The 24,949-nt window shown below is 46.1% G+C and carries 24 protein-coding genes; 16 read left to right on the top strand and 8 right to left on the bottom strand.

The genetic code is table 11. The features are described from left to right. Window positions 1-9 precede the first annotated feature (9 nt). The 4 genes from E7L17_RS04430 to E7L17_RS04445 all read left to right on the top strand — a co-directional run bounded on the left by E7L17_RS04430 (window position 10) and on the right by E7L17_RS04445 (window position 5,420). On the top strand, window positions 10-1,035 hold the full coding sequence (locus tag E7L17_RS04430; RefSeq protein ID WP_316322053.1) for a LacI family DNA-binding transcriptional regulator: 1,026 nt from the start codon (window positions 10-12) through the stop codon (window positions 1,033-1,035). Between the two features lies 1 nt (window position 1,036). After that, window positions 1,037-2,545 carry a 4-alpha-glucanotransferase gene (gene malQ, locus E7L17_RS04435; protein WP_316322054.1) on the top strand — a complete coding sequence of 503 codons (1,509 nt, stop codon included), beginning with the start codon at window positions 1,037-1,039 and terminating at the stop codon, window positions 2,543-2,545. A 97-nt stretch (window positions 2,546-2,642) separates the two neighbouring features. Next, entirely contained in the window at window positions 2,643-4,970 is a 2,328-nt protein-coding gene (locus tag E7L17_RS04440) for a glycogen/starch/alpha-glucan phosphorylase (RefSeq protein WP_316322055.1), read from the top strand. Between the two features lie 144 nt (window positions 4,971-5,114). Next, on the top strand, window positions 5,115-5,420 hold the full coding sequence (locus E7L17_RS04445) for a hypothetical protein (protein WP_316322056.1): 306 nt from the start codon (window positions 5,115-5,117) through the stop codon (window positions 5,418-5,420). A gap of 67 nt (window positions 5,421-5,487) precedes the next feature. On the opposite strand, the gene E7L17_RS04450 is transcribed toward E7L17_RS04445, so the two are convergent. The 7 genes from E7L17_RS04450 to speD all read right to left on the bottom strand — a co-directional run bounded on the left by E7L17_RS04450 (window position 5,488) and on the right by speD (window position 12,401). After that, window positions 5,488-5,883, bottom strand: coding sequence for a hypothetical protein (locus tag E7L17_RS04450; protein ID WP_316322057.1), 396 nt, complete (start codon window positions 5,881-5,883; stop codon window positions 5,488-5,490). Between the two features lie 157 nt (window positions 5,884-6,040). After that, window positions 6,041-7,177 (bottom strand): carboxynorspermidine decarboxylase, encoded by a 1,137-nt coding sequence (gene nspC / locus E7L17_RS04455; RefSeq protein WP_316322058.1) that lies wholly within the window; start codon window positions 7,175-7,177, stop codon window positions 6,041-6,043. Window positions 7,178-7,179: 2 nt separating this feature from the next. Then, complete coding sequence (locus tag E7L17_RS04460) at window positions 7,180-8,379, bottom strand: saccharopine dehydrogenase family protein (protein ID WP_316322059.1); 1,200 nt, start codon at window positions 8,377-8,379, stop codon at window positions 7,180-7,182. 45 nt (window positions 8,380-8,424) lie between these two features. Next, window positions 8,425-9,294, bottom strand: coding sequence for an agmatinase (gene speB / locus E7L17_RS04465; protein WP_316322060.1), 870 nt, complete (start codon window positions 9,292-9,294; stop codon window positions 8,425-8,427). After that, on the bottom strand, window positions 9,275-10,135 hold the full coding sequence (speE, locus tag E7L17_RS04470) for a polyamine aminopropyltransferase (RefSeq protein WP_316322061.1): 861 nt from the start codon (window positions 10,133-10,135) through the stop codon (window positions 9,275-9,277). Before speE ends, speB begins: the two co-directional genes overlap by 20 nt. Before the next feature lie 3 nt (window positions 10,136-10,138). Then, entirely contained in the window at window positions 10,139-11,569 is a 1,431-nt protein-coding gene (locus tag E7L17_RS04475; RefSeq protein WP_316322185.1) for an aminotransferase class I/II-fold pyridoxal phosphate-dependent enzyme, read from the bottom strand. A 43-nt stretch (window positions 11,570-11,612) separates the two neighbouring features. After that, entirely contained in the window at window positions 11,613-12,401 is a 789-nt protein-coding gene (gene speD, locus E7L17_RS04480) for an adenosylmethionine decarboxylase (protein WP_316322062.1), read from the bottom strand. Window positions 12,402-13,086: 685 nt separating this feature from the next. Here speD and E7L17_RS04485 point away from each other — a divergent pair. From E7L17_RS04485 to E7L17_RS04510, 6 genes are all read left to right on the top strand, one after another. Next, on the top strand, window positions 13,087-13,743 hold the full coding sequence (locus tag E7L17_RS04485) for a hypothetical protein (protein WP_316322063.1): 657 nt from the start codon (window positions 13,087-13,089) through the stop codon (window positions 13,741-13,743). A gap of 470 nt (window positions 13,744-14,213) precedes the next feature. Then, window positions 14,214-15,662 (top strand): 4Fe-4S dicluster domain-containing protein, encoded by a 1,449-nt coding sequence (locus E7L17_RS04490; protein ID WP_316322064.1) that lies wholly within the window; start codon window positions 14,214-14,216, stop codon window positions 15,660-15,662. A 27-nt stretch (window positions 15,663-15,689) separates the two neighbouring features. Continuing rightward, entirely contained in the window at window positions 15,690-16,598 is a 909-nt protein-coding gene (locus E7L17_RS04495) for an ABC transporter ATP-binding protein (RefSeq protein ID WP_316322065.1), read from the top strand. Next, window positions 16,595-17,398, top strand: a complete 804-nt coding sequence (locus E7L17_RS04500; RefSeq protein WP_316322066.1) for an ABC transporter permease subunit — start codon at window positions 16,595-16,597, stop codon at window positions 17,396-17,398. The genes E7L17_RS04495 and E7L17_RS04500 overlap by 4 nt, the downstream gene beginning before the upstream one ends. Window positions 17,399-17,651: 253 nt before the next feature. Then, window positions 17,652-18,497 carry a PHP domain-containing protein gene (locus E7L17_RS04505; RefSeq protein ID WP_316322067.1) on the top strand — a complete coding sequence of 282 codons (846 nt, stop codon included), beginning with the start codon at window positions 17,652-17,654 and terminating at the stop codon, window positions 18,495-18,497. Window positions 18,498-18,601: 104 nt separating this feature from the next. Then, window positions 18,602-18,859 carry a TIGR03905 family TSCPD domain-containing protein gene (locus tag E7L17_RS04510; protein ID WP_316322068.1) on the top strand — a complete coding sequence of 86 codons (258 nt, stop codon included), beginning with the start codon at window positions 18,602-18,604 and terminating at the stop codon, window positions 18,857-18,859. Between the two features lie 81 nt (window positions 18,860-18,940). Here the strand turns inward: E7L17_RS04510 and E7L17_RS04515 are convergent, their stop codons facing one another. Further along, on the bottom strand, window positions 18,941-19,099 hold the full coding sequence (locus E7L17_RS04515) for a hypothetical protein (RefSeq protein WP_316322069.1): 159 nt from the start codon (window positions 19,097-19,099) through the stop codon (window positions 18,941-18,943). A 341-nt stretch (window positions 19,100-19,440) separates the two neighbouring features. On the opposite strand from E7L17_RS04515, the gene E7L17_RS04520 reads away from it, so the two are divergent. From E7L17_RS04520 to E7L17_RS04545, 6 genes are all read left to right on the top strand, one after another. Next, window positions 19,441-19,890, top strand: a complete 450-nt coding sequence (locus E7L17_RS04520) for a CtsR family transcriptional regulator (protein ID WP_316322070.1) — start codon at window positions 19,441-19,443, stop codon at window positions 19,888-19,890. 101 nt (window positions 19,891-19,991) lie between these two features. Further along, complete coding sequence (locus tag E7L17_RS04525; protein ID WP_316322071.1) at window positions 19,992-20,522, top strand: UvrB/UvrC motif-containing protein; 531 nt, start codon at window positions 19,992-19,994, stop codon at window positions 20,520-20,522. Then, entirely contained in the window at window positions 20,519-21,547 is a 1,029-nt protein-coding gene (locus tag E7L17_RS04530; RefSeq protein ID WP_316322072.1) for a protein arginine kinase, read from the top strand. Before E7L17_RS04525 ends, E7L17_RS04530 begins: the two co-directional genes overlap by 4 nt. A 68-nt stretch (window positions 21,548-21,615) precedes the next feature. Then, window positions 21,616-24,081, top strand: coding sequence for an ATP-dependent Clp protease ATP-binding subunit (locus E7L17_RS04535; protein WP_316322073.1), 2,466 nt, complete (start codon window positions 21,616-21,618; stop codon window positions 24,079-24,081). A 58-nt stretch (window positions 24,082-24,139) separates the two neighbouring features. After that, entirely contained in the window at window positions 24,140-24,274 is a 135-nt protein-coding gene (locus E7L17_RS04540) for a hypothetical protein (protein WP_316322074.1), read from the top strand. Next, complete coding sequence (locus E7L17_RS04545; RefSeq protein ID WP_316322075.1) at window positions 24,255-24,905, top strand: hypothetical protein; 651 nt, start codon at window positions 24,255-24,257, stop codon at window positions 24,903-24,905. Before E7L17_RS04540 ends, E7L17_RS04545 begins: the two co-directional genes overlap by 20 nt. The last annotated feature ends 44 nt before the right edge of the window (window positions 24,906-24,949 follow it).

Consider the following 24,949-nt stretch of genomic DNA (forward strand, 5'->3'; position numbering starts at 1 on the left):
GCGTTTATATTGACAATTAAAGATATTGCTAGGGAGTCTGGGTTTGCGGTAAGTACAGTGTCGCGTGCTCTGAATAATCATCCCGATGTAAGTGAAGAAACAAAGCGAAAAATTCAGGCGGTGATTGAGGCTCATCGCTTTGTACCCAACCAGAACGCCCGCCAGCTAAAGCAAACGGCAACCAACAGTATTGCAATTTTAGTAAAGGGTATTTCGAATATGTTGTTTGCCCCTATATTGGAGCAAATGCAAGTGTTAATTGAAAAAGCAGGGTACACGGCGCAAATTTGTTATCTTGATGAAGAGGATGACGAGGTGGTTCAGGCGCAGCAACTCATCCGCGAAAGCAAACCGCTTGGCCTCTTGTTTTTGGGCGGAAACCTCCAGAATTTTATAGAGGGTTTCGAGCAAATCTACCTGCCAAGCGTTCTGGTGGCAACGGCAGCTGACCGCCTTGGTTTTTCTTATCTTTCTAGTGTTAGTACAGATGACACCGCCGCCGCGTCCAGTGCAGTAGAGTACCTCATTCAAAAAGGGCACCGTAACATTGGGGTAATTGGTGGTAATCGGTTCGATACCAACAGCATCAGCTACCTTCGTTATTTGGGTTGTAAGCAGACTTTTGAACGATATGGTGTCGCGTTCTTAGAAGAGCGACAATACCAAAAGGCGCGTTTCTCTTATGAAAGCGGTTACCATGCCATGGAGAAAATGCTCCGAAATTCACCGGATATTACGGCGGTATTTGCCATGAGTGACGTAATGGCAATTGGAGCCTGCCGATATTTGTTGGATCATAACATTTCCATTCCGCAGGATATTTCAGTTATGGGCTTTGATGGAATTGAGCTGGCGCAGTACTATAACCCAAAGCTCGCCACCATAGAACAGCATAAATCAAGCATGGCGGAGCGTGGGGTGCAAATACTAATCGATTGCATAGAAAATGAGTCTCAAGCGGTTCATGAGCTTGCCGATTTCCGTTTGCGGGAAGGCGAAAGCGTTCGCTGCGTAGCAAGTTCTAAGGGGGAATAACATGAAAAAACAAAAGCCGATGGAACGTGGAGCCGGTGTGCTTTTACCGGTTACCAGCCTTCCGTCACCCTATGGGATTGGTACGTTTGGACAGGCGGCTTACGATTTTGTAGATTTTTTGGTGGAGGCCGGTCAACGCTGGTGGCAGGTGCTGCCATTGGGGCCAACCAGCTACGGAGACAGCCCGTACCAAAGCTTTTCCGCATTCGCAGGAAATCCGTACTTCATTGACCTCGATTGTTTGTTGGAGCAAGGGCTATTAACCCAAATAGAACTAGAGGAATCGGATTGCGGGCGCAATCCAATGGATGTGGACTACGCATCGCTGTATGAGAAACGTTTTGCTGTTTTGCGTCAGGCTTTTGCTCGCAGTAAACACCAAGATACTGCGGATTATTTGCTCTTCTGTGAGGAGAATGCAGAGTGGCTGGAGGAATACGCACTGTACATGTCGCTGAAAAATGAGTTTGGCGGCAGGGAATGGCTGGCTTGGACGGAGGAGTTTCGCTTGCGGGAGCCAAAGGCCTTGTGTGCCTTCCGTGAGCGCAATGCAGAAGAAATAGAGTTCTGGAAGTTTTGCCAGTTCGAATTTTTCCGCCAATGGTACCGCCTAAAAGAATATGCAAATCAAAAGGGGATTGAGATTATTGGTGACATCCCTATTTATGTAGCGCTAGATAGTGCCGACGTATGGTCACAGAGTGAGCAGTTTCAACTGGATGAACAACGCAGGCCCACCTTGGTGGCAGGTGTGCCGCCGGATTTGTTTTCAGAAACCGGCCAGCTTTGGGGTAACCCGCTGTACGATTGGGCATTTATGGAGCGTGAAGGTTACACGTGGTGGAAGCGCCGCATGCGCTTTTCTGCCCGCCTATATGATGTTATTCGGATCGATCATTTTGTTGGCATTGCACACTATTACTCCATCCCGGCAGAGGAGACTACCGCCTTGAGCGGCTGGTGGAACCCCGGCCCGGGACTTCCCCTTATTGAAGCCATTGCTGAAGTGATGGGGAATAAGCGGGTAATCGCAGAAAATTTAGGCGTTGTAATCCCAGAGGTAGACCGCCTGCTTAATATCAGCGGATACCCGGGCATGAAGTTGATGCAGTTTGCCTTTGATAGTGATGAAACCAATTCGAATCTGCCGTTCCATTTTGAGCGCAATCTAGTGGTATACGGCGGCACGCACGATAACGAAACGTTGGCAGGTTTTTTTGCTCACCAAAAGCAGAAAACAATGCGCTTTGCCAGAGCGTATTTAAATGTAAAAAACAATCGTAAGGTTCCTGCTGCGCTCATTCATGCAGGGTATTCGAGCGTTGCAAATACCGTTATTTTTCAAATGCAGGATTTACTAGGCTTAGGAAATAGCGCCCGCACCAATACACCCTCCACTATAGGGCAGAACTGGCGCTGGAGGCTTACTCCGGGGCAAATCCCGCCGCGTTTGGCAGAAAACCTGCATCAAATGATGAAGCTTTACGGCAGGCTCAGCGGGAACAAGTAATACTTCTAATTTTCTTGCTCCAAGGGGGAGAAGAAGAATTGGATTCTCTTAAGATGGTTTTAATTCGTGGATTGCCTTTACGCAGGAGGAGTTGCGCATGAATCAGTTTGAACAGCAAATCGACCAGTACCTGGATTTTGATTATAGAACAACCGCACGGGAGGCAACAGTAGAGCAGCTTTATAACGCCGTATCAAAAGCGGCGATGAAATCACTGAGCTTTTCGGAATACAGTGGTAAGAGGGCCTGCTATTTCTCCGCAGAGTTTCTGCTTGGCCGTTTGATATATAGTAACCTACTAAACCTTGGCTTGCTGGAACGCTGCCGCACCTATCTCAATCAAAATGGCTTTGATTCCGGTATTTTTGAAAGCATTGACGATGACGCCCTCGGTAACGGCGGTCTCGGCAGGCTTGCCGCCTGCTTTTTGGATTCAGCAGCTACGCACGATATTCCTCTCAATGGGTTTGGCATTCGATATAAATACGGACTGTTTCACCAGTATTTTCAAGATGGCTTTCAAAAGGAAGCGGCAGATGATTGGCTGAAAGCGGGTGACCCTTGGGGAATCCGACAGGAAAGTGAAGCAGTTACCGTAACATTTGCCGATCAAACGGTGCGTGCGATTCCCTACGATATGCCGGTAATCGGCTATGGCGGGAATACGGTTAACCGCCTGCGGCTGTGGCAGGCCGAACCTTTAAACGCATTCGATTTTGAGCAGTTCAACCTGCAAAAATACGATGATGCAGTAGCGGAGCGGGTTCGTGCAGAAGAAATAACAGCGGTACTGTACCCGAACGATGATACCATTGTCGGGAAGCAGTTGCGCCTGAAACAGCAGTATTTTTTCACCAGTGCGTCTCTGCAAAGCCTAATCAAAGCATTTCTTCTAAAGCATGGGGAAGATTTTTCACGTTTCCCTCTGGAATATGCAATTCAACTAAACGATACCCACCCGGTTATCGCGATTCCCGAGCTGCTACGTATCCTTATGGAAGAGCACCAGCTTTCGTTTGAAGAGGCATTCCCAATAGTACGAGATACCTTTGCATACACGAACCATACCATCATGGCAGAAGCACTGGAAAAATGGGATGTTTCTCTGTTCCTTTCGGTTGCGCCGCAGGTGTACCCGTATGTAGTTCTCCTGCAAAACGCTTTGAATCGTGATATAAAAGAGAAAAACATAGCGCAGCAGGACAAAGCTGACCTGCAAATAATAAGTGGTGGACAAATCCACATGGCAAGGCTGGCGGTGTATGCCTCCCATGCCACAAACGGTGTGGCGAAAATTCACAGCGAGCTACTCAAAAATGCGGTGCTGCCCGAGTGGCACCGATTGTACCCGGAGCGCTTCCAGAATAAAACGAACGGCATTACCCAGCGCCGTTGGCTTGCTCTGTGTAATCAGGAGTTGTCTGCCTTTATCACCGAGCGCATCGGCAATGGGTGGGTTACGGATTTAGGCCAGCTCGAACAGCTGACTGCTTACCTTAATGACTCAGCATCGCTTTCACAGTTCCGAGAGATAAAACGACAAAAAAAAATACAGCTCTGCAACCATGTTCGCATTCATGAATATGGTTTTGAACTGAATCCCGATTTTATCTTTGATGTGCAGATTAAGCGTCTGCACGAATACAAGCGTCAGCTACTCAATGCGTTTTCCATTTTGGATATTTATTTTGCCATCAAAGACGGTACACTCACCGATTTTACTCCCACCGCTTTTCTGTTTGGGGCAAAAGCGGCACCCGGTTACCGCAGGGCAAAGGGGGTCATTAAATTCATCAACGAGATCGCCCGTATGGTGAGTGCTGACCCGGAGGTAAACGATAAGCTTCAAGTGCTGTTCGTGCAAAACTATAATGTGTCTTACGCAGAAAAGCTGATTCCTGCGGCAGACGTCTCGGAGCAGATTTCCACAGCGGGTACCGAGGCGAGCGGCACGGGCAACATGAAGCTCATGCTCAACGGTGCTGTCACGCTTGGCACGCTGGACGGCGCGAATATTGAGATTGTGGAACAGGCAGGGGAAGAGAACAATTATATTTTCGGTGCGACGGTAGATGAAATTGCGCAGATTTCGAATACCTATCACCCCAAAGCACTGTACGAATCGAATCCGCGCATTCGCCGCGTAGTAGATACCCTCATTGACGGCACGCTTGATGACGGCGATACCGGCTTATTCCGTGAGCTGTATGATTCTCTGCTCAAGGGTGCATCGTGGCATAAGCCAGACCAATATTATCTGCTTCAAGATTTTGAATCTTACTGCGATGCAAAGCTGCGGGCGAACCGCGATTACCGCAACGCAGAGGATTTTTCACGTAAGTGCCTTGCAAACACGGCACACGCCGGGCACTTCTCCAGTGACCGCACGGTGCGTGAGTATGCGCGGGAAATTTGGGGGATTTAGATTTAAATAATTATAAAAGAGTGGTGGTAATCTTTCGGTTACCACCACTTCTTTCTATGCCCGATATTGAGCATAACACTAATTGGCTCTTCTGTGATATAGTAAAAAATAGATATATTATGCAAAAAACAAGGGGGAATAAAAATGATAATTCGTAAAATGTATCCGGAGCAGTATGAACAGGCATGCCGTTATTTAAAAGAGAATGGCAAATCCAGTGCAATGGATGCAAGCTATGAGGTAACAATGCGAGTGGATGACTATGAATATCAGCTTCGGCTTCAACCTTGCCCCAAAAGACAGCTTGCCGTATTGCAGGCAGTTAAGATTTTTTACATTGAAGAAGAAATAAAGTATGAGTTGATTTTAGATAATTTGCCTTTATCCATTCTGCTGGAATTATTTCTAATTCAACATACTTCTAAAAACAAAGTTGTTTCATTGAAGTGAAGTAAATTAAAAAGAGGAAGGCATACACAATCATTGTGCGCGCCTTCCTCTTTTACAGAACGATATGTTATTTGGCGCTTGCTCCTGCAAGCTTTAGCATATTTCTTGTGGAATCGAAGGTCACCTGAATCCTCTGTTGTTTCTTTAACTCCAGAACATAGGTGTTATCCTCCTGCTGTTGATTCACACTAATCACTTCGTCGTTGTCGCGGTTTTGAACAATCATTGTGTCATCTTTTACAATGACTCGATAAGTATCTTTTCCAAGGCTTAATCCGGTTGCGGTTTCTGTGTCGTTATCATGGTCAACAGAGTCGAACATAACACCTTGATTAACAATGCTTCTGTTGTCCAGAATATAATCAGCAGGTTTTATCAGCAATTTTGTGCCGCCAAAAGCGGCAGCCGCTGCAACAGAGATTGTGAGCACTCCAATCAGAATACGTTTTTTTGTTTTTTCCATGTTACCAATTTCCTTTCTTGATTTACGAGCTAACATAATAATTATAAATAAATAATACCTGTTTGCTTATTGTTATTCAAGTGATTCGCATAAATTAAAAGAAAATATTCTAGTAAAGAAAGAAAACAGGAGTGGTAATTTACCACTCCTGTTTTTATTATGATAAGCGTTCTTTAAAATCTTCGTATCCAAAGGTCTTTTGCACCCGTAAATTGCCCGCTTGGTCTAGAATTGCAATTGACGGCAAAGCCATTCCGTTAAAGGTGTTTGTTTTCACCATGGAGTAATGCGCCATGTCGCCGAAAATCAGGCGGTCGCCGGGGGCAAGAGGATGGTCAAAGGAGTAATCCCCAATAATGTCTCCCGCAAGGCAGGTAGGCCCGCCAAGGCGATAGCAATACGGTTTTTCTTCCGGTAAACCGGAATCAAGCAGGGGAGGACGGTAGGGCATTTCGAGCACATCCGGCATATGGCACGCGGCGGAGGTATCAAGTATCGCATTGGAGATTCCGTTTTCCACAATCTCCAGCACGGTGCAAACGAGAAAGCCTGCGTTCAGTGCCACGGCTTCTCCCGGCTCTAAATACACCTGCACACCATAGCGTTCTTGTGTGCGGTTGATGAGGGAAATCAGCTTCTCTACATCGTAATCCGGGCGGGTGATATGGTGCCCACCACCAAAATTCAGCCACTTCATTTGAGGAAGATACTCACCGAATTTCTCTTCCACGGCATCTAACGTTTGCTCGAGTGCATCGGCATTCTGCTCACACAGTGTGTGAAAATGCAGGCCGGTTATGCCATCCAGCAGCTCGGGGCGAAAATTCGCCGCGGTTACTCCCATCCGTGAACCGGGGGAGCAGGGGTCGTAGATGGCATGATCCTGTGTGGAGCACTCCGGGTTGATGCGGATGCCGCATTCGCACCCGGCGGCAAGCGCACGGTCTTTGAATTTATGCCACTGTGAAAAGGAGTTAAATAAAATATGGCCGCACAGGCGGGTAATTTCATCGAACTCATCGTCACGGTAGGCAGGGCAGAAAACGTGGTTTTCTTTACCCATTTCCTCATAACCGAGCTTTGCTTCATAGAGTCCGCTGGCGGTTGCACCGCTCAAGTACTTCCCGATGAGTGGGTACAGCGAAAACATGGAAAACGCCTTTTGCGCCAATAAAATCTTGCAGCCGGTGCGCTCCTGTACCAAAGCGAGACGCTCCAGATTTTGAATCAGCAGTGCTTCATCCACCACAAAGCTGGGGGAGGGGGCTTGTAAATATAGTTTGCTTCTTTCCATCATCAGTCAACCAGTTCGGGGGTAAAGCTTTCCTGCCACGGTAAGCCCCATTTGTTGAGCGCATCCATGAAAGGATCGGGATCGAACTCTTCAATGTTGTGCACGCCGGGCTTGTTCCACACGCCGGTCATGAGCAGAGCCGCGCCAATCATGGCAGGAACACCGGTGGTGTATGAAATGGCCTGTGAACCTACCTCGCGGTAGCACTCCTGATGGTCGCAAACATTGTAAATGTAATACGTTTTCTCTTTGCCATCCTTTTTCCCTTGGAAAATGCAGCCAATGTTCGTTTTACCCTTGGTACGCGGGCCGAGGGAGGCGGGATCCGGCAGAACCGCTTTGAGGAACTGGAGAGGAACAATCTGCTTGCCCTCAAACTCAATCGGCACAATGGAGGTCATGCCCACATTTTCAAGGCATTTCAGGTGAGTCAGGTAACTCTGCCCAAAGGTCATAAAGAAGCGAATACGGCGGATTCCCTTGATGTTGAGCGCGAGGGACTCGAGCTCCTCATGGTGGAGCAGGTACATATCCTTTTCGCCGATTTCCGGGAAATTATACACACGCTTAATTTCCATCGGCTCGGTTTCGACCCACTCGCCGTTTTCCCAATAGCTGCCGTTAGCACTCACTTCGCGAATATTTATTTCGGGGTTAAAGTTCGTGGCAAAGGGATAGCCATGGTCGCCCGCGTTTGCATCGAGAATATCAATGTAATTGATTTCGTCAAACTGGTGCTTCTGCGCATAGGCCGAGAATACGCCGGTAACACCGGGGTCAAAGCCACTGCCGAGCAATGCGGTAATGCCTGCTTTCTCAAAGCGCTCTTTGTAATCCCACTGCCATTTGTATTCGAATTTCGCCGTATCGAGCGGCTCATAGTTTGCGGTATCCACATAATTGGTTTTGGTAGCAAGGCATGCGTCCATAATGGTCAAATCCTGGTAAGGCAGAGCCAGATTCAGTACCACATCGGGCTGAAAATCTTTGATGAGCGCAATAAGCTCGTCTACATTGTCGGCATCCACCTTTGCGGTGTGTATGATGGTCTTACCGCCGGAAAGCTTTTCCTTAAGCGCATCGCACTTGCTTTTCGTTCGGCTTGCAATGCAAATTTCCTCAAAAACGTCGCTGTTTTGGCAGCATTTGTGAATGGCAACGCTCGCAACGCCGCCACAACCGATGATTAATGCTTTTCCCATAATATGATACCTCCTGTATGGCCTCTATTTATATGAATAATTAATTTATTTGGATGGGGGAACTACCGTTAAAAGAAGCTCCCGCAGAATTTTGCAGGCAACTGCGGTAGAAACTCCGCTTTGGTCGTAAACGGGGGAGAGCTCGTTTACATCGCACCCGATTACGTTCAGGCTATTGAGCACCATTACCGCATGCAACAGCTGTATAAAGCTTACGCCGCCCGGCTCTGGTGTTCCTGTGCCGGGGAACACGGAGGGGTCAAGTACGTCTAAATCAATTGTGACGTAAACGGGCTTGCCTTTCAGCGCTTTAATGACGCTCTCCAGTCCCTCAAAATTAAACTTGTGCGTAGTAACATGCTCTTTGCCCCAAATAAACTCGCTGCGGTCACCGGAGCGAATGCCGAACTGAAAAATTCTGCCGTCTCCAACCAAATCCCAGCAGCGGTGCAGTACTGTTGCATGGGAGAGGGTGGTGCCAAGGTATTCTTCGCGCAGGTCTGCGTGGGCATCAAAATGCAGGATGTGCAAATCGGGGTATTTTTTTACCGCGGCTCGAACCGCACCGAGCGTAACTAGGTGCTCGCCGCCAATCATAACGGGCATTTTACCGTCTTGCAAAATACCTGCGGCAAATTCTTCAATTTGGGAAAGAGCTTTTTGCGTATCGCCAAAGCAAAGCTCTAAATCGCCGCCATCGAATACAGAAATCTCTTCTAAATCCTTGTCTTGATACGGGCTGTATGTTTCCAATCCAAAGGAGTCTGCCCGCATGGCACGGCTGGCAAAGCGAGTACCGGGGCGAAACGACGTGGTAGAATCAAACGGCGCGCCGAATAGTACGGCTCTTGCTTCTTCGTACTCGCAGTCGCAGCCCAAAAAGGTTTCAATGTTTTTAGTCAATGTGTTCGACATTTTTCAGGAGCTCCTCCACATAGTTTGGTAGGGCAAATGCGCCCTTATGCAGCTTGGTGTTATAGTAGCGGGTCGGAATATTACGTTCCTTCCAGCGCTTTGTGTCTAAATCTTTGAGTGGGTGATATTTCTTCGATGCGAACCCAAACAGCCAATGGCCGGAGGGGTAGGTTGGAATATGTGCCTGATACACGCGGCTAATGGGGAAGGATTTCACAATTCGCTTGTGTGCTCTCTGCATGGCGAGTGCATCTACCGCATAAAATGGGCTTTCGTGCTGGTTGACCATGATGCCGTCGTCTTTGAGGGCTTTATAGCAGTTGCCGTAAAATTCCCGGGTAAACAGCCCCTCGCCGGGGCCAAATGGGTCGGTAGAGTCTACGAGAATCAGGTCGTATTCCTCGCTCTGGCGGCGCACAAATTTCAGGCCGTCCTGAAAATAAAGCTTTACTCTGGGGTCATCAAAGCCGCATGCGGTAAGGGGAAGATGCTCTTGGCATACCCGCACTACCTGCTCGTCAATCTCAACTAAATCGATTCGTTCAATTTCGGGGTAACGAATCAGCTCGCGTACTGCGCCGCCGTCGCCGCCGCCAATCACCAGAACACGCCGCACCTTGGGGTGTACCGCCATCGGAACGTGAACAATCATTTCGTGGTAAATAAATTCGTCGCGCTCAGTGAGCATCATGTAGCCGTCAAGCGTTAAAAAGCGGCCGAATTCCTCGGATTCAAATACATCTATGCGCTGAAACTCGCTCTGCGCGCTGTATAGCTGACGGTCTACCCGTATGGAAAGCTGAACGCCGGGCGCGTGTTTTTCTGTAAACCATAAATCCACCGCTCATTCCTCCTTGATTACATTGAGCCGTTCCAGCTCCAAATCCTCTGGGCCAGTTAAGAAACAGCCCTTTTCTTTGGCGTACGTAATATATTCCAGTATTTCATCGGTAATCAATTCGCCCGGGGCGAGAATCGGGATTCCCGGTGGGTAGCACATAACAAATTCACTGCAAATGCGCCCTGCGCTTTGTGCAAGAGGCAGAGCCTGTTTTTCCGCGTAAAACGCTTTTTGCGGCGCAACTGCAACAATGGGGGAGATATACTCCATTCTCAGCATGCCCGTTTTGTCGCGCTTATAGTTGCGGCGAATTTCAGCGAGTGCGCCAACCAGCCGCTCCAAATCACGGTGGCGGTCACCAACGGAGAGATAAGCCAGTATATTGCCGAGGTCGCCAAACTCTACCTGAATGTCGTATTCATCTCGTAGAATGTCATACACTTCAATTCCCGCAAGGCCTAGCTCCAAGGTGTTAATGGAAAGCTTGGTGGTATCAAAATCAAATACGGTGTCGCCGTTGATTAACTCGCGAGAGTAGGCGTAGTAGTCACCAATCTGGTTGATTTCTCCGCGGGCATACTCTGCCATTTCATTCACACGGCGAAAGATTTCTTTTCCCTCCGTGGCAAGCTTTTTCCGGGAAATATCGAGACTCGAAAGCAGCAAGTAAGACCCGCTGGTAGTCTGAGTTAGGTTGATGATTTGCCGCACATACCCTTCGCTGACGCCGCTGTTAACGAGCAGGAACGAGCTTTGGGTGAGGGAGCCGCCGGATTTGTGCATACTTACGGAGGCCATGTCCGCTCCGGCTTTCATACCGCTCATAGGCAGGTTTTCACCAAAATATAGGTGTGTGCCGTGTGCTTCATCTGCCAGCACAAGCATATTGTGCCGGTGGGCTAGCTCTGTAATGGCCTTTAAATTGGAGCAGATGCCATAATAGGTGGGGTTGTTAACGAGAACCGCACGTGCCTTTGGATGTTCCCGAATTGCTTGCTCCAAAGCAGAGAGGCGCATTCCAAGAGAAATGCCAAGGCGATGGTCGGTTTCGGGATTTACGTAGACGGGGGTTGCACCACACAAAATCAACGCATTAATCACACTACGATGTACGTTGCGGGGGAGAATGATTTCATCCCCGTGTTTGCAGGCGGAAAGCACCATTGCCTGTACGGCGGAGGTAGTGCCGTTTACCATGAAAAAAGCGTGCGCTGCGCCGAATGCGTCAGCGGCCAGTTCTTCCGCTTCGCGGATAACCGAAACCGGGTGGCACAAGTTATCCAGCGGCTTCATGGAGTTTACGTCGAGCTGCATACAGCGCTCGCCAAGAAATTGGGTTAGTTCGGGATTCCCCCTCCCGTGCTTATGCCCGGGAACATCAAAGGGAACGACCCGCTCAGCCTGAAAATCCAGCAGTGCCTGCCGGATGGGCATACGAGTTTGGTCCAATTTATTCAATAAAGAGCCTCCTTTCTGTTCAGTACACGTTGCTGCCGGAGAAAATCTCAATCATCTCTCGCCGCAGGCTGTCTGTAATTTTTAGCCTTGCCTGGGGTGGCAGCTCGTAAACGTCGGTATTAAACAGATAGTTCTGCAAATTAATGTCTTTAATCAGCATTTTGGTATGGAAAAGATTGGATTGATATACGTTCAAATCGATTGCATCGTAACTGCGAAGCGTTTTATCGTCGATGTAATCTTGAATGGATGTCATTTTATGATCCATAAACAGCTTTTTCCCCGTTACGTCGCGCGTAAAGCCGCGCACACGGTAGTCCATGGTAATAATATCGGAATCAAAGCTGCCGATTAAATAATCGAGGGTACTTAGAGGCGTGATCTCGCCGCAGGTGGCAACGTCAATATCCACCCGAAAGGTTGCGAGAAAAGTGTCTGGGTGGTACTCCGGGTAGGTATGCACCGTCACGTGGCTTTTATCGAGGTGCGCCACCATGGTTTCACCTGCAAGCTCCGCACGGGTTCCGGCTCGGCGCCCTGCCAGCATCGATTCCTCCGCAATTAAAAAGGTAACGCTTGCGCCCTGTGGGTCGTAGTCCTGCTTCGAAACATTGAGCACATGCGCGCCAATCATTTCGGTTACGCGCTCCAGAATCCCGGTCAGGCGTTCGGAGTTGTACTGCTCGTCAATATAGGCGATGTAGTCGCGCTGCTCCCGTTCGCTTTTGGCGTAGCAGACGTCATAGATGTTAAAGCTGAGGGATTTTGTTAAGTTGTTAAAGCCATATAATTTCAGTTTGTTTTCCATACCGTCACCTGATTCCCGGCGTATTTTTGTAAAGAAATGAATGGTCAATCTCTCTAAATGAGAGGGGTGCAAATGCTTTCATGAGTAAGTCTTTTTAGGAGTATGGCCTTAAAAATAAAAAAGACTCAAGTGAAAGACGGCGCGTGCCGCACTTACCACTTGAGTCAACAATTTCTGTTCGTTTTGTTTTATTTTGAGCGGTTCATGCGCAAGGGTATGCACATATCCGCTATTATTTATTCAAAAGCACAGAGAATCAGAGTCTATATAGCAATAACTTACTTTTACTACTCTTATTGATTGTTTCACAAGCGTAATGTGCGAATGCACACGGTTTTAAGTAACCAACTTATAAAATTTGAGCAACGGCTCAATCAATAAGGCAACGAAAGTTGCCAATCGGCATTTTGACCCAGCTGTCCGTATGGCGTTTGATTTCTCCTGCAGTATGCAAAAGAAATGGTCAAAAAAAGTTGTTGCTGCGAAAGTAAATTTACTTTCACTGAAAATAGGCTTTGATCCTACTTTTCTTTTCGAGTTGCATTGTACTATAAATAATCACAAAATGCAAGAAAAAATTAATTAAAATATTATTTTTTTATTTCTTTATGGTATAATTTGGAGATTAGAATGTGTCGTTCACTAATATACCTCTAAAATAATATTAATGGAGTGATATGCGCTCATGAAATATAAAATGTTAGGTTCGTTTACCGTGCTTTTCTTTTTAACATCTTTGGTTTCTTGTAATACAGCCACAACAGTTTTTACAGACACTAGCTTACAAGAAATACCTGTTAGTAGTAGGTGTGTAGTTAAACGATTGTGTTATATTTATGATGCTTCCAATTTAAAAGAATTGAGTAATCTATCTGATTATATTGTGGTTGGTACTCTTTTAGATGATGCAAAACAAAAGCTGTATTATCCTGATCCGAATAAAAATGATACAGCATTTTATGGTGTTACCGTATCTTCTTTTAAAATTTCAAAAGTTTTTAAGGGGAATGTAAAAGAAGGCGAAACAATAAAAATTGCGGAAACATATTACTCCCAAGAAATGAATGGAGAAACGGTTCATTATTTACTCGATTATGGACCCTCAGAGCCGAATCGTGATTACATTTTTTTCTTAAATAAAGAAACGGATAAAACGAATGAATTTTTCTATGGCTATTTTTCTCCATCTATGCGAGAGAAAGCAAGATACCCTTTTCTCAATAGGCCCCTTTCCGCAGAAATCACTTTGCAAGACATTGAGGGTTTTACATTAGTGGGTGTTTCAGATGGAAAATATTTGTCCTTATTGGAAGAGGTAAGAGCTTTTTTAGGTGTAAATTGATTTGGAGTTTGTAAATAAGTCGTCTGTTTTTTTACATTTTCTTTTTATCATTTCAAACAACAATCAAGATAGTAAACTTAAAAAAGAAACAGAAAAGTGTACTTCACAGAAACACACATGTATTTAAATGATTCTTTTGATAAAAAATAATATTTATTCATTTATTACAAATTTCGCAAGCGGAAGAGAAAAACAAAATCCTACGAATTCACTCATTATAATTCAAGCGAATTACAGAAATAAGCGCTGTTTTTTGTGCACTTTACTCGAGTATTCATTTATGGTTTTTTTATGTTTTTTTTGCATGAAGATTATATTTCTCTCTTGTTATTATACACTAGTAATGTTATAATAATCACAATGATAAAACGAAACGGTTCCGCACTATTTTAGATAAAGGGCGGAACGTTTCTTATGATTTTTACTGTACGCCATAAAAATACAATGATAAAAGTAGGGTGGATTTTAGCATGAAGTATGACAATGACGCAAAACAGCTTAAGTACCGAGTATTATCTTCGGTGGCTCGTATGAGTTTTGACAATCAACTGTCAGAGCACTTGGGGGATATTCCTTATGAGATTATTCCCGGTCCGCAGCCTGCCTTCCGCTGCTGTATTTACCGTGAGCGCGAAATTATTCGTGAGCGTGTTACCGCAGCATGTGGTGAAGACCTTCCCCGCCAGCAAGAAAATGCAGTAATTGGTGTTGTACCGGCTGCGTGCGAAGGGTGTCCGATTAACCGTTTTAATGTAACGGACAACTGTCAGAAGTGTTTGGCAAAAAAATGTGTTGCGGCATGTCCTTTCGGTGCGGTTAGCGTTACCGGCCGCGGTGCGTATATTGACCCCGCTAAGTGTAAGGAGTGCGGCCGCTGTGCTGCTGCATGCCCCTACAATGCCATTTCGGATACGATGCGTCCTTGCCTGCGTTCCTGCCCAGTTAATGCCATTACAATGGACGAATACAGTATGGCAGCGATTGATTACAGCCGTTGCATTAGCTGCGGTGCATGTATGGCAGGCTGCCCGTTCGGTGCAATTACAGACCGTTCCAGCCTTGTGAATGTGATTCGAGAAATTCAGTCTGGCAAAAAGGTATACGCCGTTTTTGCACCTGCAATTGAGGGTCATTTTGGTACCGCAAATGTAGGGCAGCTAAAGGAAGGCTTGCGTCGCCTTGGCTTTGCAGAAGCAGTTGAGGTTTCTTTGGGTGCCGATGCAACCGCATACCATGAGGCGCAGGAGCTAAAAGAGGCCGTTGAAGAAGGCAAGAAAATGACTACCTCTTGCTGCCCCGCTTTTGTAGATATGATCGAGAAGCATTTCCCGAAATTAGAGCCTAATATTTCACATACAGCGTCTCCCATGACTCTAACGGTGCGGTACTTAAAAGAGAAAGAGCCGGATATTTTAGTTGTTTTCTTTGGCCCTTGTGTTGCGAAGAAGCTTGAAATTCAAAAAGCGGAAGATACCGCAGACTATGTAATGACCTTTGAAGAGCTTGCTGCAATGTTTGACGCAAAAGAGATTGAAGTAGAAACTCTAGAAGTTGAAAATGAGCAAGACGGTAGCATCAAGGGTAAGAATTTTGCAGTTAGCGGTGGTGTTACTGCGGCTGTGGAAGCTGCTCTTGCAGAGGACGGCTTTGATAAAGAGGTTTCCTGCGTGAAGTGCAGTGGCGCGAAAGAATGCAAAAAACAGCTTATGGTGATGAATGCCGGCCGTATGAAGGAAGACCTGATTGAGGGTATGGCTTGCGAAGGCGGCTGTGTTGCAGGCCCCGGTGGTGTGGAATCGGTACAGAAGCTGATGAAAAACCGCCAGAAGCTTTTGGCTACCGCCGACAAGCGCGGTATAAAAGAAAATGTGGAAGAGATTCACGATTTAACGAAGATTCATATGGAGCAAAGGGCATAATAGAATAAAATGGAGGTGGGCGGGTTTATGAGTGCGATTGTTGCGCAATCTCTGGGAAAGTCGTATAATGGAACGACACAGGCTCTTTCGGACTTAACACTTCAAGTTCCGCAGGGTGGTGTTTGTGGCTTTCTCGGCCCAAATGGCGCAGGAAAAACGACTACGGTAAAGCTATTAACCGGTTTGCTGCGGCCTACCTCCGGTGAATGCTCTGTAATGGGGCTTTCCCCGCTAAAGGAACCGGAAAAGGTTCATGCCCTTTGCGGTGTTATGACAGAAACGGCCCGCATGTACGGCACTATGACGGGCGAACAGAATTTGGAGTTTTTCGGCGAAACAGCCGGATTAGTACGTGCGCAAGCAAAGGAGAGGGCGGAGCTGCTTCTCCGTAGCCTTGACCTTTGGGAGGCTCGTGAACAAAAAGCAAATCAGTATTCTACTGGTATGATGCAGCGTCTATCGTTGGCTCGTGCGTTAATGCACGAGCCTCAGGTGCTTTTTTTGGACGAGCCTACCAGTGGGCTTGACCCCGAATCGGCGCAAGCTGTAAATGAAATGATAACCTCACTTGCAAAAAAGAGTGGTGTGACTGTTTTTTTATGTACGCACCAGCTTCGTTATGCGCAAGATTTATGCAGTACCTATGGAATTCTGCATCGCGGTAAAATGGTTCTTCAAGGGAACTTTACTACTTTATGCGAAGGTGCCGGCTGCCATATAAAAGCAGGTATTCTTACCGATACGGAACAAACTTTACCCGGTTTTGAGAAAAATGGTGAGTATTGGGAAACGGAAATTGCTTCGGAAGCAGAGATGCCTGCAATTTTGCGGGATTTAATAGCGCAGGATATTCCTGTATATGAGGCGCGACTGATTCGACCCACACTAGAGGATGTTTATTTTTCCTTCTTGCAAAGTCAGGAGGTGGCAAAGTGAAGCTGTTGTCTAATTCTGAACTCGCTGTTTTAAAGAAAGATTTTCATGAAGTGTGGCATTTGCGTAGTGTTCGCGGCACGTTAATTGCTCTTCCAGTTACTATGGTTGTGGTTTTGCCAATACTTTATCTTTTACTGGTAATGTATGCCCCTGCGGACCAACTCAATGGGGTAGATAACATGATGAAGCTCATGCCGCAGGAACTTATTGCTTTCTTTGATTTAAAGCAGTCCATGTTTTACCTCATGGTAAATATGGTTTGTCCCATGTTCTTTTTAATGATTCCACTCATGTCTTCCACAACAACAGCGGCCGCAAGCTTTGTGGGGGAAAAGGAACGGGGAACGATGGAAACACTGCTCCTTACGCCGCTTTCAGCGCGCAGTCTCTTTAAGGCAAAGGTAGCTGGCTGTGCAGCGCTTTCCCTTGTTATTTCAACGATTTCGTTTCTTGTTTTTTCAATTGTAGTAGGAGCCGGGAATTTGATTTTAAAAATGCCGTTTTTCTTAAATTGGAATTGGTTAGCGCTCGTCTTTGTACTTGCACCTGCTACTACAATCTTCGGTGTTATATTCATGGTTCTTCTTTCTGGCCGTTCAAAAAGTTACTTAGAATCTATGCAGCTTTCAGGGTTTATTGTAATGCCGCTGGTGCTGATTATGATTGCACAGTTTACGGGGCTGATTTACGTAGAGGCTTTATGGACTTTAATCGCTGGAATTGTATTGTTTATTGTGGACGTACTGCTCTTGTTTATTTCAGCAAAAAAATTCAATTCGGAACTTCTTCTTAGAAAATAAGGTTTTGAATAGTTCAATTATTGAGAAAGAAGCTTTGTTACGAAGGCTTCTTTCTTTGGTCACTTAGAGAAACGTTTTATCTAAGGTAAATGACTTGTAAGGAACAGGGGCAAACTGGGCTCTAAGAGCGTAGGTTTGTTCCCTTTTTCCTGTGTTCTCATCGAAATAAATAAAGAAAATAATTACAAATAATCTAATAATCATTATAATACAAAATTATTATTTACTTACCAAAAATAAGAGGGGGATAAAAATGGCAGCGGATTTACATTGTCATACAAGAATGTCAGACGGCGCGGTTTCCATTGATGAACTGGTGTTGCTGGCTAAAATAAAGGGGCTTTCTACCATAGCGGTAACAGACCACGATACCTTTGCGGGAGCAACGAGAGCAAAAATATTTGGAGATCGCCAAGGGATTGAGGTAATTCCCGGAATAGAAATTTCTGCTTATGATAATGCTCGTGGCAGAAAGGTACATATTTTGGGTTACGATTGCGAAAGTCCGGACCGTCTCGAGGGCCTTTGTAAGCGGATTGGTGAATCGCGTAAAAAAGCGGCTAATATTATGATGCAAAAGGTAATGCGGTTGTACCCAATACCAGCAGATATGTTTTTGCGTCGTGCGCAAGGCTGCACCAATATTTATAAACAGCACATTATGCACGCTTTGATTGATGCGGGATATACCACTGAAATGTTTGGTTCTGTGTTCCACAAGCTGTTTAGCCCACGTGGAGGGCTTGCTTACAGTACGATTGAATATCCCGATGTACACGATGTAATTCGGCAGATTCATGAGGCGGGCGGCGTAGCCATCATGGCGCATCCCGGCCAATACGATGGTCATGACCTTATGCTGGAGCTCGCAGAGCGCGGAGAAATTGACGGAATTGAGGTTTGGCACCCCACCCATAAGGAAGAGGATATTCCTCAATATATGGCTCTGGCGCGTCTGCGTGGTTTAATTATGACGGGTGGTTCTGATTTTCACGGTATGTATACTTCTCATTCCTGTGGGCTTGGGGCATTCACCACTCCCGATGAGCAATTAGATGCTTTGAGAAAGAGAAGCCGCAAAATAAAATCAGGCGGCTAATTCAGGGTATTGCAAGCTGGTTTTCTCTTTCTAAACGAAAGAAATTTTTCTATGAAAAATTCTTTTCCATTATGTATCGTAAGATGAAAGAGAGGAGGAAAGCAATGCTGTATGAATTTCGCCCCAGTGGGGTATGTTCTTCAAAAATTGTAATCGATGTTTTGAAGGATACGGTGCAAAAGGTTGAATTTATTGGTGGCTGCGATGGGAACAGCCAAGGTATTGGTGCGCTTGTGCAGGGAATGAAAGTAGATGATGTGATTCTTCGCTTGCAAGGGATTCGCTGCGGGCGCAGAAATACCTCGTGTCCCGATCAATTGGCGCAGGCACTTCTTTTGTACAAAACAAAACATGAGTTGTAACACATATGAGAAAAGGGAGCTGTGGGTTTTCCACAGCTCCCTTTTTGTGTGTGCGGGTTAGATCGTTTGCAGAGCGATGAATTAGCAGCCGCAGCCGCCGCAGCCACCACAGTTGTTGTTGTTGCAGCCACAATCATTACCGCATCCGCCACCGCAGCCACCCCAGCCGCCACAGCAGAACAGAAGGACTAAAATGATGATCCACCAGCAACCGCCACCACCAAAGTTATTGTTACACATTATTGTATTCCTCCTTTCGGTTTACACTATAGTATATTGCGTGCGGAGAAATGGTGTTACAATAATTTTACTGCAATATTTTCTGCTGAAAAATCTCCGCTTCATCTCTTCTCAGCAATTGAATTTCGCCCGTATGAATATATTTAAAAGGGCGGTGCAGCAATTATAAGAAACCATTAAGAATCCTTAGAAAATAATATGCTGAGCAAGATAAATTGCTACTATTTGCGAAAATCAGCCTAAATTGACTTTAACTGACTTTGACTATAGAAACAGACGTTATATAATAGAAAATACAAAGTCAAAGAAAGTCAAAATCAGAAAACGGATGGATGGGTATCATGAGAATGAGCGATCATGTTGCCAACTATATATTGGCATTATTAGAAGAAGAGAATGGAAAAGCAGAAATACAAAGAAATGAACTGGCAGTTGCACTGGGGTGTGTGCCCAGCCAAATCAATTATGTAATCACATCGCGCTTTACACCGGAGCAGGGCTATTTGGTAGAAAGCCGCCGCGGTGGAGGCGGATATATTCGCATTACACAAATACAAATGAATGCAAGCAGTGCCATTATGCACACAGTAAACGCCGTAGGGCATTCGCTTGACAGTGCAACGGCTCGAATCATGTTAACAAATTTGCTTGAGCGTGATATTCTTTCGGAAAAAGCGGCAAAGATTATGGCAGCAGCTTTAAATGACCGTTGTTACCAAAATGTTTTAAAAGAAGAGCGGGATGTGCTTCGCGCAGCAATTTTTAAGCATATGCTGATGACACAGATCTAAAATATTGAATTTAATTAATTGTGAGTAAAGCTATAACGTCTTCCTTACCAAAGATGAGCTCGGGAGACGATTTTCGACTATTGTATGTAGGAGGGATTGTTATGAAATGCCAGATGTGCGGGAAAAACCCGGCCACTACCTATGTGAAAATTATTGTGAATGGGGAGTTAACGGAATATGCCCTTTGCGGGGAATGCGCCCAAAAGGCGGGGTACGGGAATTTTATGTACCCATTTTCATTAGATTTTAACAGCTTACTAGGCAGTTTTTTTGGGAGTCAGGGTCCTGAAATGACAGATACCGAACGCTGCCCGGGCTGCGGTTCTTCCTTTGGTGAGATAGCGCAGAGCGGTAAGGTTGGCTGCGCGGAATGCTACCATACCTTCCGTGAGAGGCTGATGCCATCCATACAAAGAATCCATGGTAATACAAATCACTTTGGCAAGCATCCCAGCAGTCGAGCACTCCGGGTAACACCGGAGGCTAAGCTGAGTGTTGCACCACAAGAGCAACAAACGGAGCTAAACCTGAAAAAGAAAGAGCTTCAACAGGCAATTGAAAGCCAAAACTTTGAACGTGCAGCTGTTCTACGTGATGAAATCAGAACACTGGAAGGGGGCGGCAAAGAATGATGAAATGGTACGAGAAAAGTGGCAAGGAGGCCGACGTGGTTATTAGTACCCGTGTAAGGCTGGCACGAAATTTGCAGGATTACCCTTTCCCGGTTAAGATGAGCGCCGACCAGCGTGCGAAAGTAGAGCAAGCGGTGCACGATGCCGTAATGCGCGGCAACAGCTCTATTTCAAACAGCTTTCGTTATATTAGCTTAGATGACATTGGACAAAACGAGGCAGTCTCCTTGGTGGAACGCCATTTGGTCAGCCCGGAGTTTATCTCTACGCCAAACGGTAGAGGCTTGTTACTCACGCAAGATGAAACCATTTCAATTATGATTAATGAAGAAGATCATCTGCGAATTCAGGTCATGTGCGAGGGTCTTGATTTGGAGGGCGCTTATGAAACGGTAGACCGTGTGGATACATTGCTCAACGAGAGCCTGCATTTTGCATTCGATGAGAGTCTGGGTTATTTAACACAGTGCCCAACAAATATTGGTACCGGTATGCGTGCCTCTTTAATGCTGCATTTGCCGGCTCTGCAAGAGAGTGGTGCAATGCGCCGGGTAGCTTCCAGTCTTTCTAAGCTCGGACTTGTGATACGTGGTATTTACGGGGAGGGCAGTGAGCCGATAGGGGCTTTTTATCAGCTTTCCAATCAGGTCACACTTGGGCTTAGCGAGCAAGCGGCGATTGCAAACTTAAAAAGTATTGCAGAGCAATTGATTACGCAAGAAAAAAACGCCCGAACCGAATTGGTCAAGACGGTGGAAGCGCAAGACCAGATTTTCCGCTCCATAGGCATATTAAAAAGTGCCCGTGTTTTAAGAAGCGACGAATTTATGCGGCTGATTTCTTATGTGAGAATGGGAGTAGCAACGGAGCTTATCACCGGTATTTCATACGACACTATTAATAGTTTAATTGTGCAGGTGCAACCGGCTACGATGATGCTGACGAAGAAAATGACCGCCACCGAAAGGGATACACTGCGGGCAGGAATTGTTTCTGAGCGGCTCAAAGATTCTTTTGCAAACTGATTGCAAGTTAGTATGGAAATAGAAATAAAATAAAACATCTTTTTGAAATGAAAAAGGGGGGACGATCTATGTATCGTTTTAACGGATTTACAGAAAAAGCCAACACCGCTCTGAATCAGGCCATTGAATCGGCGGAAAACCTAGGGCATACGTATATCGGCAGTGAGCATATTGTGCTCGGTCTTTTAAAAGAAGGATCGGGTGTTGCTGCCACCGTACTCAATAAGCTGCAAGTAACCGCAACAAAAATGGAACAGCTTATGGCGGATAAAATAGGTACCGGAACCAAAACCAACCTCTCTGCCGATGATTTTACACCCCGCAGCAAGCGAATTCTGCAAATTGCAGTAATGGAAGGGGCACGGCTTGGTCATAACTACGTTGGAACAGAGCATTTGCTCATCGCAATTTTATCGGAGGGCGACAGCTACGGCGTTCGGTTCCTCCAGTCACTTGGTGCAAAGACCAGTGACATTCTAAACGAAATCAGCTCTGCTTTGAGCAGTGGGGAAGAATCTTCTTCTGGCTCTGGTATGCCATCTGTTTCGTCGGGTAAGGGCGGCAAAGGTGGCACCAAAACGCTTGATCAGTTTGGTCGGGACCTTACCGCACTTGCAGCAAAAGGCGGCGTAGACCCAGTAATAGGCAGACAAACCGAAATTGAGCGAGTGATTCAGATTCTTTCTCGCCGCACCAAAAACAACCCTTGCCTCATTGGTGAGCCTGGCGTTGGCAAAACAGCCGTCGCAGAGGGGCTTGCTTTAAAGATAGCAGAGGGTCAGGTGCCTGAGCTTCTGAAAAACAAACGGGTTATCACACTTGATTTAACTGGTATGGTTGCCGGCACGAAGTATCGTGGTGATTTTGAAGAACGAATCAAAACTGCGATGGATGAGGTTCGCAACGCAGGTAATATCATTTTGTTCATCGATGAGCTGCACACCATTATTGGTGCAGGTTCTGCAGAAGGCTCTACCGATGCGGCTAATATTTTAAAGCCCGCGCTCGCCCGCGGCGATTTTCAGGTGATTGGTGCAACAACCATCAATGAATACCGTAAATATATCGAAAAGGATGCTGCTTTGGAGCGCCGCTTCCAGCCGGTAATGGTTGGTGAGCCGAGTGAAGAGGAAGCGATAGAGATTTTAAAAGGGCTTCGTGACCGTTATGAAGCTCACCACAAGGTTCGAATTACAGACGAAGCGATTGAAGCAGCGGTTAAGCTTTCTTCCCGTTATATTGCAGATCGATTTTTGCCGGATAAGGCAATCGATTTGATGGATGAAGCGTCTTCTCGTGTTCGCCTACGTGCCTTTACCGCACCTACGGATTTACAGGAGCTGGAAAAGCGCATTAAGGAATTGGAGCAGGAGAAATCTGCCGCCATTAACGCGCAGGAATTTGAACGTGCTGCTAAGGTGCGGGACGAAGAGAGAAAGGCAAAGGATGAGCTGGAAAATCAGAAGAACTCGTGGACCGAAAAGCGTTCTCACGAAGGTGGAGAAGTCTCGCCCGAAGATATTGCCAATGTAGTGTCCGTATGGACTGGAATTCCGGTTGTGCAGCTAACCGAAGAGGAAAGCGAACGACTGCTCCATTTGGAAGAGACTCTGCACCAGCGTTTGGTTGGGCAGGAGGAGGCAGTAAGTGCCGTTGCCAGAGCGATACGCCGCGGCCGTGTTGGCCTGAAAGACCCCAAGCGCCCCGTTGGTTCCTTTATTTTCCTTGGGCCTACTGGCGTTGGTAAAACCGAGCTGACAAAGGCGTTGGCAGAAGCAATGTTCGGGAATGAAAATGCGATGATTCGTCTTGATATGTCCGAATATATGGAGAAGCATACTGTTTCTCGTCTGGTTGGTTCGCCTCCCGGATATGTAGGCTATGATGAGGGCGGTCAGCTTACCGAAGCGGTTCGCCGCAAGCCTTATTCCGTAGTGCTGTTTGATGAAATTGAGAAGGCTCATCCCGATGTATTTAATATTCTTCTACAAATCTTGGAGGACGGCAGACTCACTGATGCACAGGGAAGAAAGGTTGATTTCAAAAATACTGTTATCATTATGACCTCAAACGTTGGTGCGCGCCTGATTACCGAGAGAAAGGGCAGCCTTGGTTTTGCATCGGAAGATATTCAAAAAGTCGACAGCGAAAAGGTAAAAGAGCTGGTGCTTGGGGAGCTGAAGAGTACTTTCCGCCCAGAGTTCTTAAACCGCGTGGATGACATTATTGTATTCCACAAGCTTTCGGATGAAAACATTCGTGAAATTGCAGGCCGTATGCTCAAGATTTTGCAGAAGCGTTTGAGTGAAATCGGTATTTCTGCTGAATTTTCAGAGAGTGCAATTGCTGAAATTGCAAAAGAAGGCTTTGACCCCATCTACGGGGCACGCCCATTGCGCCGTGCGATTCAAACAAAGCTGGAGGACCGCCTTTCCGAGCTGATGCTAGAAGGGAAAGTGCGTGCGGGAACGCAGATTGTATGCAATTATGAGAATGGAGAATTTGCTTTTGTAGAATCATCCATTGAGGAATAATTCACTGTGCCAAAGTACCCCTATATCGAAGACGTTCGATGTAGGGGTACTGCATAGTATGATAAGAATTATCTGCTTTGTAATTGTGCAAATACAATTGGGAATCTTATATACTCACGGAATGATTTATGTTATAATGGGGGCATTCGAAGAAGTGAAAGTGGGTGTTGTCAATGGAATCCGCAGTAAATAGTCGCCCTAATTTAGCGGCAGCTCTATTTCGTTTCATTGGGGCCTCAATCCCTGCCGACTATGAAGAAGAAGAAGAGGCACAGCGCTTGTACGCAAAGCTTTTGAACGATCATGAAAGGCTGCGCAAAGTGATATCTCTATGTGGTGTACCCAAAACACCGCAACAGCTTTATATTGCCGCCACGGCCAGCAGTTGGCTAGGCGAAGATAATGTGCTGACCGCAAAATATGCACAAGAGTACCTTGAAACCCCTGGATGGGATAGCTTGTCATACGGAACCATTGTAGAGGATGGAATTACAATTAGCCGTTGGGCAAGGAGCCGAGCCGAAATGTATATGATTTTGGCGCAGGCACAAGAGAACTTGGGAAAGCATGAATCGGCTCTTACAAATTTAGCAGAAGCATACCGTTTGGAGCCTTACAATGCGATGTATGCCGTAAAGCTGGCTGGTGTTATTGAAAATGCACGCAGCCGCAAAGAGGCACTGCAATTTTTAAAGCAGCAAACGCTAACTCCGTATTACAAGCCCTTGCATTATAAAGATGAAAATGGAAAGAATGGTAACAACCATACCTTTCGGCAGTTAATAGATTCACATATTCTTCGGCTGCAATCGCAGAAAGAATAAAAAAAGCCCACGAGCAGTGTTTTCTCTGCTTCGCGGGCTTTTTC

The organism is Clostridium sp. (genome assembly GCF_032576335.1).
In the GTDB taxonomy this organism is placed as follows: Bacteria; Bacillota; Clostridia; order Oscillospirales; family Acutalibacteraceae; genus Faecalispora.

What these genes read in the sequence shown, in the direction of transcription:
- speD (WP_316322062.1), bottom strand. Translation starts at nt 12,401, where the DNA reads ATGGAAAACAAACTGAAATTATATGGCTTTAACAACTTAACAAAATCC.
- E7L17_RS04515 (WP_316322069.1), bottom strand. Translation starts at nt 19,099, where the DNA reads ATGTGTAACAATAACTTTGGTGGTGGCGGTTGCTGGTGGATCATCATT.
- E7L17_RS04495 (WP_316322065.1), top strand. Translation starts at nt 15,690, where the DNA reads ATGAGTGCGATTGTTGCGCAATCTCTGGGAAAGTCGTATAATGGAACG.
- E7L17_RS04535 (WP_316322073.1), top strand. Translation starts at nt 21,616, where the DNA reads ATGTATCGTTTTAACGGATTTACAGAAAAAGCCAACACCGCTCTGAAT.
- E7L17_RS04545 (WP_316322075.1), top strand. Translation starts at nt 24,255, where the DNA reads ATGGAATCCGCAGTAAATAGTCGCCCTAATTTAGCGGCAGCTCTATTT.
- E7L17_RS04490 (WP_316322064.1), top strand. Translation starts at nt 14,214, where the DNA reads ATGAAGTATGACAATGACGCAAAACAGCTTAAGTACCGAGTATTATCT.
- speB (WP_316322060.1), bottom strand. Translation starts at nt 9,294, where the DNA reads ATGTCGAACACATTGACTAAAAACATTGAAACCTTTTTGGGCTGCGAC.
- E7L17_RS04510 (WP_316322068.1), top strand. Translation starts at nt 18,602, where the DNA reads ATGCTGTATGAATTTCGCCCCAGTGGGGTATGTTCTTCAAAAATTGTA.
- E7L17_RS04485 (WP_316322063.1), top strand. Translation starts at nt 13,087, where the DNA reads ATGAAATATAAAATGTTAGGTTCGTTTACCGTGCTTTTCTTTTTAACA.
- E7L17_RS04445 (WP_316322056.1), top strand. Translation starts at nt 5,115, where the DNA reads ATGATAATTCGTAAAATGTATCCGGAGCAGTATGAACAGGCATGCCGT.
- E7L17_RS04460 (WP_316322059.1), bottom strand. Translation starts at nt 8,379, where the DNA reads ATGGGAAAAGCATTAATCATCGGTTGTGGCGGCGTTGCGAGCGTTGCC.
- E7L17_RS04440 (WP_316322055.1), top strand. Translation starts at nt 2,643, where the DNA reads ATGAATCAGTTTGAACAGCAAATCGACCAGTACCTGGATTTTGATTAT.
- E7L17_RS04505 (WP_316322067.1), top strand. Translation starts at nt 17,652, where the DNA reads ATGGCAGCGGATTTACATTGTCATACAAGAATGTCAGACGGCGCGGTT.
- E7L17_RS04540 (WP_316322074.1), top strand. Translation starts at nt 24,140, where the DNA reads ATGATAAGAATTATCTGCTTTGTAATTGTGCAAATACAATTGGGAATC.
- E7L17_RS04525 (WP_316322071.1), top strand. Translation starts at nt 19,992, where the DNA reads ATGAAATGCCAGATGTGCGGGAAAAACCCGGCCACTACCTATGTGAAA.
- E7L17_RS04450 (WP_316322057.1), bottom strand. Translation starts at nt 5,883, where the DNA reads ATGGAAAAAACAAAAAAACGTATTCTGATTGGAGTGCTCACAATCTCT.
- E7L17_RS04520 (WP_316322070.1), top strand. Translation starts at nt 19,441, where the DNA reads ATGAGAATGAGCGATCATGTTGCCAACTATATATTGGCATTATTAGAA.
- E7L17_RS04530 (WP_316322072.1), top strand. Translation starts at nt 20,519, where the DNA reads ATGATGAAATGGTACGAGAAAAGTGGCAAGGAGGCCGACGTGGTTATT.
- nspC (WP_316322058.1), bottom strand. Translation starts at nt 7,177, where the DNA reads ATGGAAAGAAGCAAACTATATTTACAAGCCCCCTCCCCCAGCTTTGTG.
- malQ (WP_316322054.1), top strand. Translation starts at nt 1,037, where the DNA reads ATGAAAAAACAAAAGCCGATGGAACGTGGAGCCGGTGTGCTTTTACCG.
- E7L17_RS04475 (WP_316322185.1), bottom strand. Translation starts at nt 11,569, where the DNA reads ATGCCCATCCGGCAGGCACTGCTGGATTTTCAGGCTGAGCGGGTCGTT.